Annotated in this window: 10 protein-coding genes; 7 read left to right on the top strand and 3 right to left on the bottom strand. The window is 58.9% G+C overall.

Annotated elements, in window-relative coordinates:
• The first annotated feature begins 16 nt into the window (after nucleotides 1-16).
• The 3 genes from AC5S26_RS14620 to AC5S26_RS14630 are packed head-to-tail and all read left to right on the top strand — an operon-like array spanning nucleotide 17 to nucleotide 2,718.
• Nucleotides 17-730: a CoA transferase subunit A gene (locus tag AC5S26_RS14620; RefSeq protein ID WP_494185640.1), complete on the top strand. Its 714-nt coding sequence runs from the start codon at nucleotides 17-19 to the stop codon at nucleotides 728-730.
• On the top strand, nucleotides 727-1,383 hold the full coding sequence (locus AC5S26_RS14625) for a CoA transferase subunit B (RefSeq protein ID WP_494185641.1): 657 nt from the start codon (nucleotides 727-729) through the stop codon (nucleotides 1,381-1,383). Before AC5S26_RS14620 ends, AC5S26_RS14625 begins: the two co-directional genes overlap by 4 nt.
• 3 nt (nucleotides 1,384-1,386) lie before the next feature.
• On the top strand, nucleotides 1,387-2,718 hold the full coding sequence (locus tag AC5S26_RS14630; protein WP_494185642.1) for a glycerate kinase type-2 family protein: 1,332 nt from the start codon (nucleotides 1,387-1,389) through the stop codon (nucleotides 2,716-2,718).
• 380 nt (nucleotides 2,719-3,098) lie between these two features.
• Here AC5S26_RS14630 and AC5S26_RS14635 read toward each other — a convergent pair whose 3' ends face one another.
• Both AC5S26_RS14635 and AC5S26_RS14640 read right to left on the bottom strand, forming a co-directional pair.
• On the bottom strand, nucleotides 3,099-5,618 hold the full coding sequence (locus AC5S26_RS14635) for an ABC transporter permease (protein ID WP_494185643.1): 2,520 nt from the start codon (nucleotides 5,616-5,618) through the stop codon (nucleotides 3,099-3,101).
• 348 nt (nucleotides 5,619-5,966) lie between these two features.
• Complete coding sequence (locus AC5S26_RS14640) at nucleotides 5,967-6,989, bottom strand: radical SAM protein (RefSeq protein WP_494185644.1); 1,023 nt, start codon at nucleotides 6,987-6,989, stop codon at nucleotides 5,967-5,969.
• A 92-nt stretch (nucleotides 6,990-7,081) separates the two neighbouring features.
• Here AC5S26_RS14640 and AC5S26_RS14645 point away from each other — a divergent pair, with 92 nt between their 5' ends.
• Nucleotides 7,082-7,750, top strand: a complete 669-nt coding sequence (locus AC5S26_RS14645; protein WP_494185645.1) for a class II aldolase/adducin family protein — start codon at nucleotides 7,082-7,084, stop codon at nucleotides 7,748-7,750.
• Between the two features lie 24 nt (nucleotides 7,751-7,774).
• On the opposite strand, the gene AC5S26_RS14650 is transcribed toward AC5S26_RS14645, so the two are convergent.
• A complete protein-coding gene (locus AC5S26_RS14650) occupies nucleotides 7,775-8,530 on the bottom strand; it encodes a FadR/GntR family transcriptional regulator (RefSeq protein WP_494185646.1) in 756 nt (251 codons plus the stop codon).
• A 174-nt stretch (nucleotides 8,531-8,704) separates the two neighbouring features.
• Here AC5S26_RS14650 and AC5S26_RS14655 point away from each other — a divergent pair, with 174 nt between their 5' ends.
• The 3 genes from AC5S26_RS14655 to AC5S26_RS14665 all read left to right on the top strand — a co-directional run bounded on the left by AC5S26_RS14655 (nucleotide 8,705) and on the right by AC5S26_RS14665 (nucleotide 15,119).
• A complete protein-coding gene (locus AC5S26_RS14655; protein ID WP_494185647.1) occupies nucleotides 8,705-9,604 on the top strand; it encodes an NAD(P)-dependent oxidoreductase in 900 nt (299 codons plus the stop codon).
• A gap of 70 nt (nucleotides 9,605-9,674) precedes the next feature.
• On the top strand, nucleotides 9,675-12,878 hold the full coding sequence (locus tag AC5S26_RS14660) for a TonB-dependent receptor (RefSeq protein ID WP_494185648.1): 3,204 nt from the start codon (nucleotides 9,675-9,677) through the stop codon (nucleotides 12,876-12,878).
• Between the two features lie 48 nt (nucleotides 12,879-12,926).
• Nucleotides 12,927-15,119 (top strand): alpha-amylase family protein, encoded by a 2,193-nt coding sequence (locus tag AC5S26_RS14665; protein ID WP_494185649.1) that lies wholly within the window; start codon nucleotides 12,927-12,929, stop codon nucleotides 15,117-15,119.
• The last annotated feature ends 8 nt before the right edge of the window (nucleotides 15,120-15,127 follow it).

Here is a 15,127-nt window from a genome sequence, read left to right on the forward strand (position 1 = left end):
CGCCGGGTACCGAAGCATGAACAAGGTTGTTGCCTCAGCGGATGCGGCGGTTGCAGATATCGCGGCCGAGTCGACGATCATGCTCGGAGGCTTCGGCCTGTGCGGTATTCCGGAAAACCTGATCGCCGCCCTAGTGAGGCGGCGCATCACGGGACTGCACACGATCAGCAACAACATGGGAGTCGATGGCTTCGGCATGGGGTTGATGCTCGAGGCAGGAATGATCGCCTCGCACATCGGAAGCTATGTGGGGGAGAACCGCAAGCTCGAACAGATGGTTCTCAGGGGCGAGCTGAATCTTACGTTGATTCCTCAAGGCACCTTGGCGGAGCGGATACGGGCCGGGGGAGCCGGGATTCCGGCCTTTTATGTCCCTACCGGCCTTGGCACCGTCGTCGCCGAAGGGAAGGAGACGCGGGAGATCGGAGGGCGGAACTATGTTCTTGAGACCGCACTGCGTGCCGATGTTGCTCTGGTGAAGGCGTGGAAGGGAGACCGGCTCGGAAACTTGGTCTACCGCAAGACGACCCGAAACTTCAATCCGGTGATGGCGACGGCTGCAGCTCTGACGATCGCGGAGGTAGAGGAGCTGGTGGAGCCCGGCGAGCTCGATCCGGATCACATCGTTACGCCGGGAATTTATGTGAAGCGTGTTGTTGTAGGAGAGATGTATCGAAAACCGGTTGAATCCCGTTTTATCAAGGAACAGATCGCGGGAGGCGCAGCGTGAACGGTAAGGAGAGAATCGCTCGTCGGATTGCGCGTGAGGTCAGGGACGGCTTCTACGTGAATCTCGGCATCGGTCTGCCGACGATGATCGCCTCCTATCTTCCGGCTGGAATGGATGTCATCTTTCAATCCGAGAATGGGATGCTTGGCGTGGGTCCGCCGCCGAATGAGGCGGAGGCCGATCCGGATCTGATCAACGCCGGGAAGCAGCCGGTGACGGAGCTTCCGGGCTGCTCGTACTTTGGCAGCGACGAGTCCTTCGCGATGATTCGCGGGGGCCACATGGACATGAGCGTCCTCGGCGCCATGCAGGTGGATGAGGAGGGAAATCTTGCGAACTGGACCATTCCCGGCAAGATGGTGAAGGGAATGGGAGGAGCGATGGATCTGGTCGCCGGGGCGCGGCGCGTGATCGTTGCGATGGAGCACCAGACCCGGGAGGGCGAGTCGCGGATTTTGAAGCGCTGCACCCTGCCGTTGACGGGCACGCACGTGGTGCATGACATCGTCACGGAGCTGGGATGGATCGAGGTCACTCATCAGGGCCTTGTCCTGAAGGAGATTGCTGAGGGCATCAGCGCGGCCGAGGTGCAGGCTCGAACCGAGGCGAAGCTTTCGATTGCATCCAACCTGAAGACGATGAGCGTGGCTTAGACGATGCAAACTGCAGTGAGAACGCAAACCGCACGCCAGGACATCATCGAGATCTTCCAATATGCCTTTCAGGCCTCGCGGGTCGAGCAGGTCATCGAGGAGCGTATTCGTTTCGCAGGCGAGTCGATGGAGATCGATGGCTTCCAGTACGATCTCACGAAGTTCGGTCGATGCGTTCTGATCTCTCTGGGCAAGGCAGCCGAACCGATGTGCTCGTCCTTCCTGGCGCGAAGCGGGGAGGCTGCGGAGCGTTTCGAAGGCGTGATCGTCGCTCCCGATCCGGTTGCAGTTCCGTCGAACCGGTTTGTCGCGTTTCACGCGGGGCATCCAAGCCCGAACGCTGCTTCGGTTGAGGCTGCGGAGGCGATTCTTAGGGTGCTCTCCGCCCTGACGGAGCGCGACCTGGTGATCTTTCTCATCAGCGGCGGCGGGTCGTCGCTGGTGGAGCAGTTTCTCGATCCGGACACTCCGCTCGAAGTGATTGCCGCGACGCACAAGGCGCTGGTGGAGAGCGCAGCTCCGATTACAGCGATCAACACGGTGCGCAAGCATCTGTCCTCGGTGAAGGGAGGAAGGCTTGCTGCAGCGGCGGCTCCGGCGGAGCAGCTGACGATCGCGGTTTCGGACGTTCCCGCCGGAAAGCTGGATGCTCTGTCTTCTGGGCCGACGACTCCTGACGGGAGCACCCTCGCGGATGTCTATGCCGCGGTGGCGCAGTATGGATTGATGGAGCGGCTGCCGCGTGAGGTCACAGTACAGCTTGCCGCCCATTCGCTGGCGGAGACTCCCAAGCGCGGGGAGGCGATCTTTGCTCGCTCCCGCTGGTCGGTCCTGCTGGACAGCTCCTCGCTGGAGGCGGCTGCGGGACGACGCGCCGCGGAGCTGGGCTGGCATGTGGTCATCGACAATACCTGTGACGACTGGAGCGCGGACAAGGCCGCCGCTTATCTGGTCCATCGGCTCCGAGAGCTGCGACGGGGCCAGGAGCGTGTCTGCCTGCTCTCTTCGGGCGAGGTGACGGTGACGGTTCCGCATGGCGTCTCGGGGAGTGGCGGAAGGAACCAGCACTTCGTCCTCGAGGCTGCCAGGCTGATTGCGGGCGACAGGATCACGGTCCTTAGCGTCGGCAGCGACGGCGTGGACGGAAATAGTCCGGCGGCAGGTGGCTTGGTAGATGGAAGCTCGGTGGAACGGGCGGCTCAGGAGGGCGCTCCTGTCGAGGAGGCGCTCGGCGGATTTAATAGTTACTCTCTGCTTTCGAGGCTTCAGGATGTCATCGTGACTGGCCCCACTGGGAACAACCTCCGAGACCTTCGGGTGCTGCTTGCCCCCTGAGGGGTCCCCCCCGTACTTATTTGCGCAAAGTCTTCGAAAAATTGGACTTAGGTCCGGACTAGCGTTTGCAGTTCCTCCGCTTTTGGGTAGAGTCAAACTTTACATCTGCGATTTGAGGGCCTTTGGTCTCCTGTCAGGTTTTTGGGCGACACGGGCGAAATACAGGGATTCCTCGACTCCGCTTCGCTCCGCTCGGAATGACGTTTTGTGAGGGGTGCTCAGATAACGGATCAAGAACGGCGGATTGAAGGTGGGTACAGTTTTTCCTTGAGGTTTCTGCTTGCTTCTATTCTTGCAGAGCCAGCCGAACTGATCGGCAACTTTAAGTTGCTGAATCGAATTGGCTTAGAGCTTATTGTGACTTGACAGGTGGCCGCGGGTTATTCGGTGCGCAGGGCTTCCATGGGTTCGATGGCTGAAGCTTTGCGGGCGGGAAGGTAGCTGGCGAGGATGGCGGCGAGGAGCATGGCTGCACAGGCGGCGGTGAGGGCGACTGTCGTATTGGAGAGGGTTGAGATCAGCCCTTTACTTCCGGCGTAGATATTGTCGTTGAGCATGGAATGGATGAGGCGGGGAAGCAGGAGGCTGATCGCGGCTCCTGCGGCTAGACCGATCAGGGTGAGGTTGAGTCCGCGGCCGAGGATGAAGGTGAGAATCTGGCGACGGGTGGCTCCAACGGCGAGGCGGACGCCGATCTCACGGGTTCGCTGGGTGACTTGATAGCTGAGCAGGCCGAAGAGTCCGATGACCGTCAGCAGGAGTGCGAAGCCTGCAAAGGCAGTGACCAGCGAGGAGAAGAAGCGCGGACGAGCCAGCGAGTTGTCGATGATGGACTGCATGGTGACGAAGCGCGAGATGGGGATGTCCGGGTCTGCCTCGTGAATGGCCCGCTGAACGACCGCGGCAAGATCGACGTCTGCCGCGCTGCGTATGGCGAAGCTGGTACGGAACCAGCCATTGAGCATCTTGATGGTGACGTCGGATTGCTGCACGAAGGGCTCATACACCAGGAGCCGAGGATCCTCCGCAAGGGAGTGCGAGTGCGCATCGGCAACGACGCCGATCACGGTTAGCGGCGGCGCATTTTTTCCGAGAAAGGCTTTGATGTTCTCTCCCACCGGAGAGCGGCCCGGCCAGTGCTGCTTCGCGAATGCCTCGCTGACGAGGATCACAGGGGCTGAGTCGGCCCGGTCGGCTTCGGAGATATCGCGGCCGGCGAGGATGGGAATTCCGACCGTGTGGAAGTATCCGGGGGAGACGAGACGCAGCTCGACGGTAGAGGGCGTCCTGGAGTTCTTGGCATCGGGCAAAAGGATGTTAAGGCCTCGATCGAAGGGGAGTCCATTGATGGCTGCTACCTGCCTGACGCCGGGGTAGTGCTGGACCTGTTCGAGAACCTTCTGGATAAATTGCGTTGTCGGGAGGGTGGTCGCGTAGTCGGAGCCCTTGAGATTGACCTGCGCCACGCTGAGGTGTTGTGGCTGGACTCCTGACGGAGTGGAGCGAAGCCGCAGGAAGCTGGCGAGAAGAAGCGAGGCGGCGGAGAGAAGAAGGACGGCGACCGCGATCTGCGAGACGAGGAGGAGATTGCTGACGCGGGTGTCGGCCGCGGACGCTCCGACGGAGTGAGATGCCTGGAGAGCAGCCGAGGTGTTGCGGCGGAGAATGAGCCAGGAAGGCAGCAGACCGCACAGGAGGGTGACGGCGAGAACGATGGGTAGGGTAAAGGCCAGCAGGGTTGAGATGCCGGTGTGACTTGCCTGCGGGAGAGGAATGGGAGAGCTGTTCAGCAGGGCGGGCAACATGAGATGCGAGAGCGCGATTCCGAGTGCGGAACCGATGAGGGCGAGCAGGAGGCTCTCCGACAGCAGAAGCCGGAGGATGCCGGCGCGGGATGCGCCCAGGGCACTTCGCAGGGCGATCTCCCGTTGACGCCGGGTGGCGCGCGCCGCCATGAGTCCCGCGAGATTAAGACAGGCGACGAGCAGGACCGCGAGAACTGCACCGGTAAGGGCAAGAAGGCTGGTGCGAACGTTGCTGACGAGAACCTGCCGCAGCGGCCAGACGCGAAACTCCGGAACTGTTTTGGTGACGCCGAGCCACTGCCATAGGAAGGGAAACTCTTTGTAGAGGGACTTCTGGAAGGAGGCCAGCTCCTGCTGTGCCTGAGCAACCGTGACGGCAGGGCGCAGCCGGGCAAGCATGTTGTAGTTGGTGCCCGCATAGCCAGGATCGTGCGTGTCGAGCCTGAGAGGCCCCCAGATGTCGGCGACGGCGCTGAGCGATCGAGGGTCGTCGCTGCTGAAGGCGAGGCTGGGCGGCATGACGCCGATCACGGTCACGCTCTCTCCGTTGAGATGGACGACCTGATTCAGGACGGCAGGATTTCCATTGAAGAGGCTTTTCCATGTGCCATAGCTGAGGAGGATGGCCTTAGGACCGTTGCGCAGATCTTCCTCGGCGGAGAAGTTGCGCCCCAAGATGGGTTGAACGCCAAGTGTGGGGAAGAAGTTATGGTCGACCGCCTGTGCGGCGACCTGGACGGCGTTCTGGCTGGCGTTGTCGCCGAGGGCGAGGTTTGCTCCGGCACTGGTCTCGGCATAGACAGCCGCATTCTGGAAGGACTGGGAGTGCTGGATGAGGAAGTTTGCGGTGGGTCCTGTCTGCTCATTCGTAGGAGCCTGTTGCGGCTGGGTGAAGGCCACGCCCACCAATCGATCCGGCTGCGGATAGGGAAGAGGCTGAAGCAGGACGGAGTTGACGATTCCTGCCATGGTGATGGTGGCCCCGATGGAGAGGGCGAGGGTAAGGACTGCGGTCGAGGTGAAGCCGGGCGAACGGCGAAGCTGGCGGGCTGCGTAGCGAAGATCGGCAAGAAGTGCGGCGAGATGTCGGTCCATGGGCTCTCCCAGGCAGAGATTCAACGAGTGAGGTGCAGGTGGATCACCATACTTTATTGTTGCAATAGAAGGAGTTAGGCGGATTTGGCCGGTCGATTCCTGTCTGTTTTGGAATCAGATGTTCAGTTTTGAACACAACGGTGCAGGCCGGATTGTCAGTCCTGGATCAAAGCAGGATTAGGACGCTGGGTCAGAAGTCAGCGGGTGCCAAAGCAAAACCACAGATCCTTCGACGGCGCCTCTCGCGATGAAACCGCGAGAGGCTTCGCTCAGGATGACACTTTTAAACAGTCTTCAAGCTTTCTACGTTCCTCAAGCCTCTTCTTAGGTTACAGCCTTCGGACGGCATTAGCTCTGAAGAATTGTGAACGCTTCCGGCTCTGGCTTGGTCTTCGTGAAGGCACCCTTCATGGCTCTCCACGATTTACCCAATTTATCGGAAGCGAAAAACAGGTGCCCCGCGGTGAGCGGGCCGACAACGCGATGGTGTCCGACGGCGGCGAGTCCCATGGAGGCGATGCACCCGCACTGTGCGCAATCCGGCTCTCCACCAAACTGGCAGGGTGTGATCTTGGTCTTCAGATCGGCGGAGATGGTGTGAGTGGTCCTGGCGAAGATGCAATCCTCGGGGCTTTCGGGAGGAGAGAGGATCTCGTGGACCAGGCCTTCTGCCATATCCAGGATGGGATAGAGTTTCCGCAATCGAAGGAGGTCTTCCACGACGAAAACCCGTTGCTCGGGCGTGAGAATCTCCGGCCCCGTGGCTCCGATCTGCGGCGTGAACAGGCTGAACCACACTTTATTGATCTGGGGTTGGGCGCTCCAGAAACGCATGAACTCTTCGAGATATCCGGGACGCGACGCGATGTTTCCGGTAATGGTGGAGTGAATGGTGATTTTTGCGTCGGCGATGTTTTTGAGGATTCGCTCGTAGGTTGCGGGTTTGCGGCGTTCGTCGTGCTCCGGCTGGAGACCATCGATGGAGACCACTACGTTGAGGCGTTTAAACCTCTTCCACTCCGCCGGAATGACACGGAAGGCGCTGGTGACGACCTGCGTGTGCACGCCGCGGGCATCGAGCTGGGGGAGAAGGAGCTCCAGTTCGCGATAGCGGACCAGGGGGTCTCCACCGACGAGGGAGACATGCAGAGGCTTCTCGCGATCCACAATCGCGAGAATTTTTTGAACGAGGTCGTCGCCTTTAAAGTCGGAGAGTTGCCTCAGATCTGTTTCCCCACCCAAATGGGCTGCATCAAATGCGTAACAGCCAGGGCAACGAAGGGGGCACTCCTTGGTGATCTCAATTGAAAGGGATGGCTTATGTCCGGCGAGAATTCCGGCCCATGCTTGAACGACCTCACTTGTTTTCATCGGACCTCTATCTTTTCTAATAAGATGCTATTCCTTATCTGCCTGTTCGATCTAAATGGCCTAAATATGTTGCAATGGACAGGAGACAGGAGTTGCCCTTGACCGCAAACGGATACAAAACGGAAGACGAGCTAAGACGCAACCTGGTCAAATTCGGCAAATGGCTCTATCGCCTCGGATTTATGCCGGGCAGTTCGGGCAATCTGTCTGTGCGTGTGAATCCGGAGTGCGTGCTTGCAACTCCGACGGGGTGCAGCAAATACCTGCTGAAGCCAGAGGACATGGTGCTGGTGGATATGGAAGGGCGACAGCTGGGCGGATCGAGAAAGGTCACCAGCGAGATCGGGATTCACCTTGCGGTCTACGGCGCGCGGAAAGATATTAATGCGGTGGTTCATGCACATCCTCCGCTGGCGACGGGCTTCGCCTGCGCCGGGCGGGCACTGGATCAGCCGCTGTGCGCAGAAGCGATCATGATGCTGGGGCCGGTTCCGCTGGCACCGTATGCGACGACCGGAACCAAGGATCTTGCCGCGAGCCTTGCAGCGCTGATTCCGGAACACACCGCCATCCTAATGGCCAATCATGGCGCAGTGGCGTACGGCAACAGCCTTCTGGATGCTTTTCTAAAGATGGAGACGGTGGAGCACTTCGCGCATATCTGCCTTGTAGCGCATCAGCTGGGGTCCGCCTGTCCGCTGGAAGAGCCGGCAGTGGAGCAACTGCTCCAGGCTCGAGCGAAATACCTGCAAAACGTCTAAGCCGCCTGATCCTCCGCGAGGGAGCTACGCATCCTGTCGAAGAGTAGCTTCGACGGCGGCGCGATGGCGGAGGATGGCCGCGTTCAGATGCGTCTGCATGGCGGCGCGAGCCTGTTCTGATTCGTTCTTCATCACGGCCTGCAGAATTTCCTTGTGCTCCTTGACGGAGAGAGGCATGGCCTGCGGAAGCTGAAGGACCTTCGCGACGCCACGCTCCAGCTGGCCTCGAATGACCGAGACCAGATCGAGGATGAGCTTGTTGTTGGAGGCCCGGGCGAGGCTGAGGTGAAAGTCCAGATCGAGTGCGGCGAAGCGCTTTGCATCGCCGACCGACTCCTCCATCCGCGCAACGAGGTCCTGCAGCTTTTTCAGGTCTGCTCCCTGCGCATTGCGGGCGGCGCTTGCGGCGGTGACACCCTCGAGCGCGATACGGACCTCCATCAGGTCCTCGATGTCGTGCTGCTCGGTGCTCATGCGCCAGTGGAGCACGGTCTCCATGAATTTAGAGCCGTCCATCGCGACCGAGGTTCCCTCGCCGGGACGCGCAGAGAGCACTCCCATGATGGAAAGGCAACGGAGCGCCTCGCGCAGAGAAGAGCGGCTGGCGGCAAACTTCACGCAGAGATCGCGCTCGGAGGGCAGACGCTGGCCAGCCTTTAGATCGCCATTTGAAATCAGCGAGATGATCTGCTGCACGATGTCGTCGCTGATGGAGCTTTTGCGGATTGGGCGTACTTTGAGGCGCGTGTTTTTCTTTTGCAGACTCTTCGTCTCGTTCATGGAAGCAAACCTTCTACACCATACATCATGAGTCGAGCTTCAACTCCGGAGTGAAATTCTATCTTGACATTGGTATGACAATATGACAATCTTTCGGTAAATTCACCGCTCAAACACTGGCTTTCGTCGACAAAGTCGCGATGGCTATCCGGTTTTTCCGGAAGGAGATTTGTCGTGGCAGATGTTGGTTTTCTGGGTCTTGGAATCATGGGTGCGCCGATGGCGCGGAACCTTGTTGCCGCCGGTCATCGGGTGATTGTGTGGTCGCATAATGCGGAAAAGGCGGCCAGCTTCGCATCGCAACACGGCTGTGCGCTGGCAAAGACTCCGGCAGAGGCGGCCTGTAGAAGCCAGGTGAGCTTTCTTTGCGTGGGCGATACGGCGATGTCCCGTGAAGTGATTCTGGGTGACGATGGATTGGTTCACGGGGCGGCACCGGGAACCCTGATTGTGGACTGCAGCACGATTTCGCCCGTTGCCAGTAAAGAGATCGGAGCGCAGCTGGCGGGGAGGGGAATCCGTTTCCTGGATGCTCCCTGTACGGGATCGAAGCCGGGCGCCGAAGCGGGAACGCTGACCTTCATGATCGGCGGGGATCGCGAGGCGTTCGAGGAGACCCGGCCTCTGTTCGAAGCGATGGGCAAGTCCCTCTACTATTGCGGCGTGCAGGGGATGGGACTTCATGCCAAGGTGACGCAGAACCTTATGCTCGGAAATATTCTGCAGGCGTTCAATGAGGGACTGGTTCTAAGCACGAAGGGCGGTGTCGATCCAGAGGTCATGATCGAGATCCTCAACAATACGGGAGCGCGCTCCGGTTATGTTGCCTCGAAGGCGGACTCGGTCTTGAAGGGAAACTTTTCGACGACCTTCTCGGTGCGCTGGATGGAGAAGGATCTTGGCCTCGCCATTGAGCTTGCGTCGGAGCTAGGGGTGCCACTCTACACGACGTCCGCCTCGCAACAGCAGCTACGCACTGCAATCGCGATGGGCTATGGAGAGGACGACATCAGCGGATCGATCCGCGCCCTGGAAGAGATTGCGTCCTGCCAGGTACGAAGCACGAAAGCGTAATAGCGAACTACAGAAGCATTTGATCTTGCTGGTCTGATCTGAAATCTGTGACTCCATGAAGGAGGTTGCTATGTACCGGAGACTTTTCCTTGCTGTTTTTTCAGCCCTCACGTTGATGGCGTGTGTGGCTTCTCCCAGGCTGTTTGCCCAGAGCACTACGGCATCTTTACTCGGCGTTGTGCGCGATCCCGGAGGCTCCGTTCTGCCCGGTGCGGAGGTAACCGCGATGAATACGCAGACGTCGTTCACCCGGACCGTGCAGACGGATGGGGAGGGCAACTACCTGTTTACGAACCTGCCCATCGGGCCTTATCAGCTGAAGGTGACGATGTCCGGCTTCGAGACTTTCTCGCAGACAGGAATCACGCTGGTTGTAAACCAGAATGCGCGTGTCGATGTGGGGCTGGTCCTGGGGTCGACTTCGCAGACGGTCCAGGTGGATGCGCAGGCCTCCGGCGTCGATACCCATTCTGCGACGATGGGCGAGCTGGTGAGCCACGAGCGCATTCAGGAGCTTCCGCTGAATGGCCGGAACGCGCTGACGCTTGCAGCCGTTGTGCCCGGCGTAACCAATATCATCAGCCCGCCCACGGTGCAGACACAGAGTCGCTCCGGCGCAGGCATCACGGTTGCCGGAGGCCGCGATACACAGAACGAGTTTCGGTTCGACGGCGCCTCATGGAAGAACATCACGCAGAATACTTCTTTGAATCTGCCGAACCCGGATGCGTTGCAGGAGTTCCAGATCTTTACCAGCAGTCCCAGTGCGGAGTATGGACGCAACTCCGGCGGTATCTTCATCGCCGTCACACGCGCGGGAACCAACAAGTTCCACGGCTCTGCATACGACTACCTACGCAACACCGTATTGAATGCGCGCAACTACTTCACGCGCCTGCCTACAGCCAAACCCTCGCTCAAGCAGAATCAGTTCGGAGGAACCTTCGGCGGCCCCATTCTGCAAGACAAGCTCTTCTTCTTCGGTTCTTACCAGGGCACACGTGTCCGCCAGTCGCAGATCATCTCGCCTGCGTTTATTCCCACCGCAGCGCAGCGCAATGGATCCTTCGGGGCAAATACCGTCCTCAAAAATCCTATCCACGGCGGCACCTATCCTAATGGCCAGATTAATCCGGCTGACTTCGATCCTGTCTCCGTGAATCTGATGAACGCCTTCATCCCGACTTCGCCCACCGGGGCGGGTGTCGTTCAGCTGATTTCGAGTCCTACCAACGACGATCAGTACATCGTGCGCGGCGACTACAACTTTACCGAGAAGAATCTTCTCTTTGTTCGTTACTTCCGCGACAAAGGAATCCTCACCAGCCAGGCGGGCACGCTCACTCCCTACGCTCCCAGCGATACTAGTCTGAATCTGCAGAACTGGGCCTCGCAGTTCACCCATACCTTCAGCCCCGCTCTGCTCAACGAGCTTCGTATCGATGTCTCTCGCATTGACTCCAACGTCACCCAGAAGGACAACCGCCAGCTCTCCGACTTTGGAGCCAAGTTCCCCGGCGTCATCACACCGCAGCTTCCCAACCTCAACATCAACGGCTTCGTGAACATGAACACCACCGATCTGTTCAACGAGCACGACAACATCTACCAGCTTGGAGATACGCTGCGCTGGAATCGAGGAAAGCACTCCATCAGCATTGGCGGAGAGATCGAGCGGCTCGAGCTCTACAACTTCGGCTCATCCGGCAACAACGGCACATTTACTTTTGATGGCTCACAGACCGGCAACTCCTTCGCGGACTTCCTTATCGGCCGCCCCGTTCGCCTTCTGCAGGCCAGCCCCTACCACCGCAACGCCAAAACCTGGGACGGGTACATCTTCGCGCAGGATGACTATCGCGTCACGAACCGCCTCACTTTGAACCTAGGCCTGCGCTACTCGATCTTCCAGCCCTTTGGCATAACTCAGAACCACACCAATACCTTCCGCGCCGGTCAGAAGTCCACCGTCAATCCCAATGCTCCTCTCGGCATGGTCTTCCCCGGCGACACCGGCATCCCCAGCGGTCTGGTTCCCGGCGATTACAACAACATCGCTCCGCGCATCGGTCTGGCCTTCGATCCTCGTGGCGACGGCCGCACCAGCATTCGCGCAAGCTACGGCATGTTCTTTGAAGACCTCCGCTCAGATGTCTTCACGTACGCTGCCGTCAATCAACCCTTCGTCATCTCCAACACGGTCAATGCTCCCCGCAGCATGGTCGATCCCTACGCTGGAACCGTAGATCCATTCCCCTACGTTTACGATCCCCAGAACTCCAAGTTCACCTTACCGATGAGCCTCTTCACCGTGCCCACTGCGACGTTGAACGCTCCCTACGTCCACAACTTCAGCGCCTCCATCCAGCAGCAGCTTCCCGGAGGCGTGCAGTTCAACATCGGCTACGTGGGCAAACTGGAACACGGCCTCATCCGTATGTTGCAGGCGAATCCCGCCGTCTACACCGGTCCCTCGTCCACCGTCGCGAACACGGATTCCCGACGTCCGCTGCTGCCCGGTGTCTACGCCAGCGTGCGGCTTGTCTGCACTTGCTCTCCCGCGACCTATCATTCCATGCAGGCGTCGCTCTCCAAGCGCTATAGCAATGGACTCACCTTCATGACTGCCTATACCTACGGCAAGCTGCTGGATCAGTACTCTGCGACCAATCTAGGCCAGACCCCGCAGGACCCTGCAAATCCCGGCGCTGATCGAGGACGTTCCGACTTCGATCGTCGCCACGTCTTCGCCGGCTCCATCGTTTATCAGATTCCCTTCTACCAGGACGCCAATCCCATCCTGCGCGGCGTCTTCGCCAACTGGGGAGTTAACAGCCTGATTCAGCTTTCCAGCGGCAACCCTTTCTTGATTACCACTGGCCGCGATGCCTCTTTGACCGGCGTCAACTACGACCGCCCGAACGTCGTCGCCATCCCCTATCGCGCTTCATACACCAATAAGACGGATAAGATCAATCGCTTCTTCAATACCTCTGCTTTCACTGCCAATCTCCCAGGCACGTACGGGAACACGGGCCGGAATATCATCTCCGGTCCTGGTCTCGCCAACGTCAATTTATCTCTTGTAAAAAGCATTCCGATCACGGAGCACTTCGGAACGGTGCAGTTCCGCGCGGAGTTCTTCAACGCCCTGAACCACGCAAACTTCGGTCAGCCGGATGGCAATCTTAGCAACGCGTCCACATCCTTCGGCAAGATCACGACCGCTGGCGATCCACGTATCATGCAGTTCGCGCTACGTTATCAGTTCTGAGTCTTTGAAGATCCTTGTTGTTTTCATTTTTTCTTTCGGAGTAATGTCATGATGACTCGCAGAGATTTTTTACAGACGACGACTGCTGCTGCCGCCTTTGCCATGACCGCGCCGGGGGGGGCCGCGCCGTTGGTCTCCGCCGACTCCGAATGGTTCGATCGCCCCATGCGCTGGGCCCAGCTCAATCTAACGGAAGACGATCCCGCGAAGATGGATCGCGCCTTCTGGTTCGATTACTTCAGGCGCATCCATGCCGATGGGGCGTGTCTCTCAGCAGGTGGTGTCGTAGCTTTCTATCCAACGAAGATTAAATATCACCATCGCAGCAAGTGGCTCGATGGTAATGAAAGCTTTTACGCCGAGATGGTGGAGGGCTGTCGCAAGCAGAATATGGTCGTGCTCGCACGTACCGATCCGCATGCGACGTATCAGGATGTGTATGAAGCACATCCTGATTGGATCGCCGTGGATGCGAACGGAAAAAAACGTCCGCATCCCGACTATCCAAATATGTGGCTCACCTGCACGCTGGGTCCGTACAACTTCGACTTCATGACTGACGTTACCCGCGAGATTGTGGAGATGTATAACGTCGGGGGCATCTTCTCCAATCGCTGGACCGGCAACGGCATGTGCTACTGCGAGCACTGCGTTCGCAACTTCCGCCAGGCGTATCACGAAGACCTGCCCCGTAACCATGATCCGCGAAATCCCGTGTATCGCAACTACCTGATGTGGGAACAGGCGCGCCGCTTCGAGTTGTGGAACCTGTGGGATACCGAGATTCGCAAGGTTCGCCCTGACGCTCGCTATATTGCGAACTCCGGTGGCGGAGCCTTGAGCGGGCTCGACATGAAAAAGGTCGGGGAGCTTTCGCCGACGCTCTTCGCCGACCGGCAGTGCCGTGAGCGCGTGATGGTGCCGTGGGCCAACGGCAAGAACGGCAAGGAGTATCGCTCCACGCTGGGCAACAAGGCCATTGGCGGCATCTTCAACGTCGGCATCGTGTCGCCCTACCGCTGGTTGAACTCCACTAAGAGTGCCGCCGAGACTCGCGTCTGGGTCCAGGATGGAGTGGCGAATGGGCTGCGTCCCTGGTTCAATATGGTCTCCGGCCAGTTGCATGACAGGCGCGGACTGAAGGTGATTGAAGACCTCTACGTCTGGCACTACAAGAACGAGCGCTACCTGCGCAACACCGCTCCCGTCGCGCGGGTCGGCATGGTGTATTCGCAGCAGACGGCCCAGTTTTACGCTGGGGCGGCCGATGCGCATCGGCTGGTGGAAGATCCGCAGCTGGGTTTCTACCAGGCGCTGATTGAGGCACGCATTCCGTTCGAGATGGTGCATGACCACACTTTGACTGCCGCCAATGTCGATCGGTTCAAGACGCTGATCCTTCCTAACATTGCTGCTCTTTCTGATGAACAGTGCCAGCAGTTGCGCGAGTTCGTTCAGCGCGGCGGAAGCATTGTTGCTACGTATGAGACTTCACTTTGCGATGAGCATGGCGAGTTGAGAAAAGACTTTGGTCTCGCCGATCTCTTTGGAGCTTCTTTCGTCTCGCGCGTGAATACAAAGACGGCGTTGCAAAACACGTATCTCTATCCGCAGAAGCAAAGTCCTCTCTACGCCACGCTGCTGCGCGGCATGGAAGATGCCGACACGCTGATCGGAGGCACCTGGCAGCTGAACGTCAAACCGCACGCCGATCGTGCCCGGCAGCCTCTATCGCGAATTCCCGCGGTTGCGAATCTTCCCATGGAGAAGACCTTCTGGACGGTAGAGAAGACAGACATACCGGACGTCTTCATGAACCAAGTGGGTGCGGGGCGGGTGGTCTACTTCCCCTGGGATATCGACCGCGTTTACTGGGATGTGATGGCGCACGATCACCAGCGCCTGTTGCTGAATGCGATTGAGTGGGCCACGAACGAGCCGTCTCCTCTGCGTGTGACCGGGCAAGGGATGTTCGATGCTACGGCCTGGGAGCAGAAGAATTCCATGACCGTCCATCTCGTCAATTTCACCAACCCGATGGCCATGCGGCCGCAGATGCATGAGCTGATCGCCTCTCCGCCGCAGTCGGTTGAGGTTGAGATTCCCAAAGGAAAGCGCGTCGCTCGCGTGCACACTCTGATGAAAGAAGGCGCCATGCCGCATACGCTGACCGGCAGCACGCTGAAGTTTCATGTGCAGTCGGTTCTGGATTACGAAGTCATCGCGATCGACTTCGCATAAGATCGGCG

It is taken from the genome of Edaphobacter sp. FHG110511_03 (assembly GCF_059115365.1).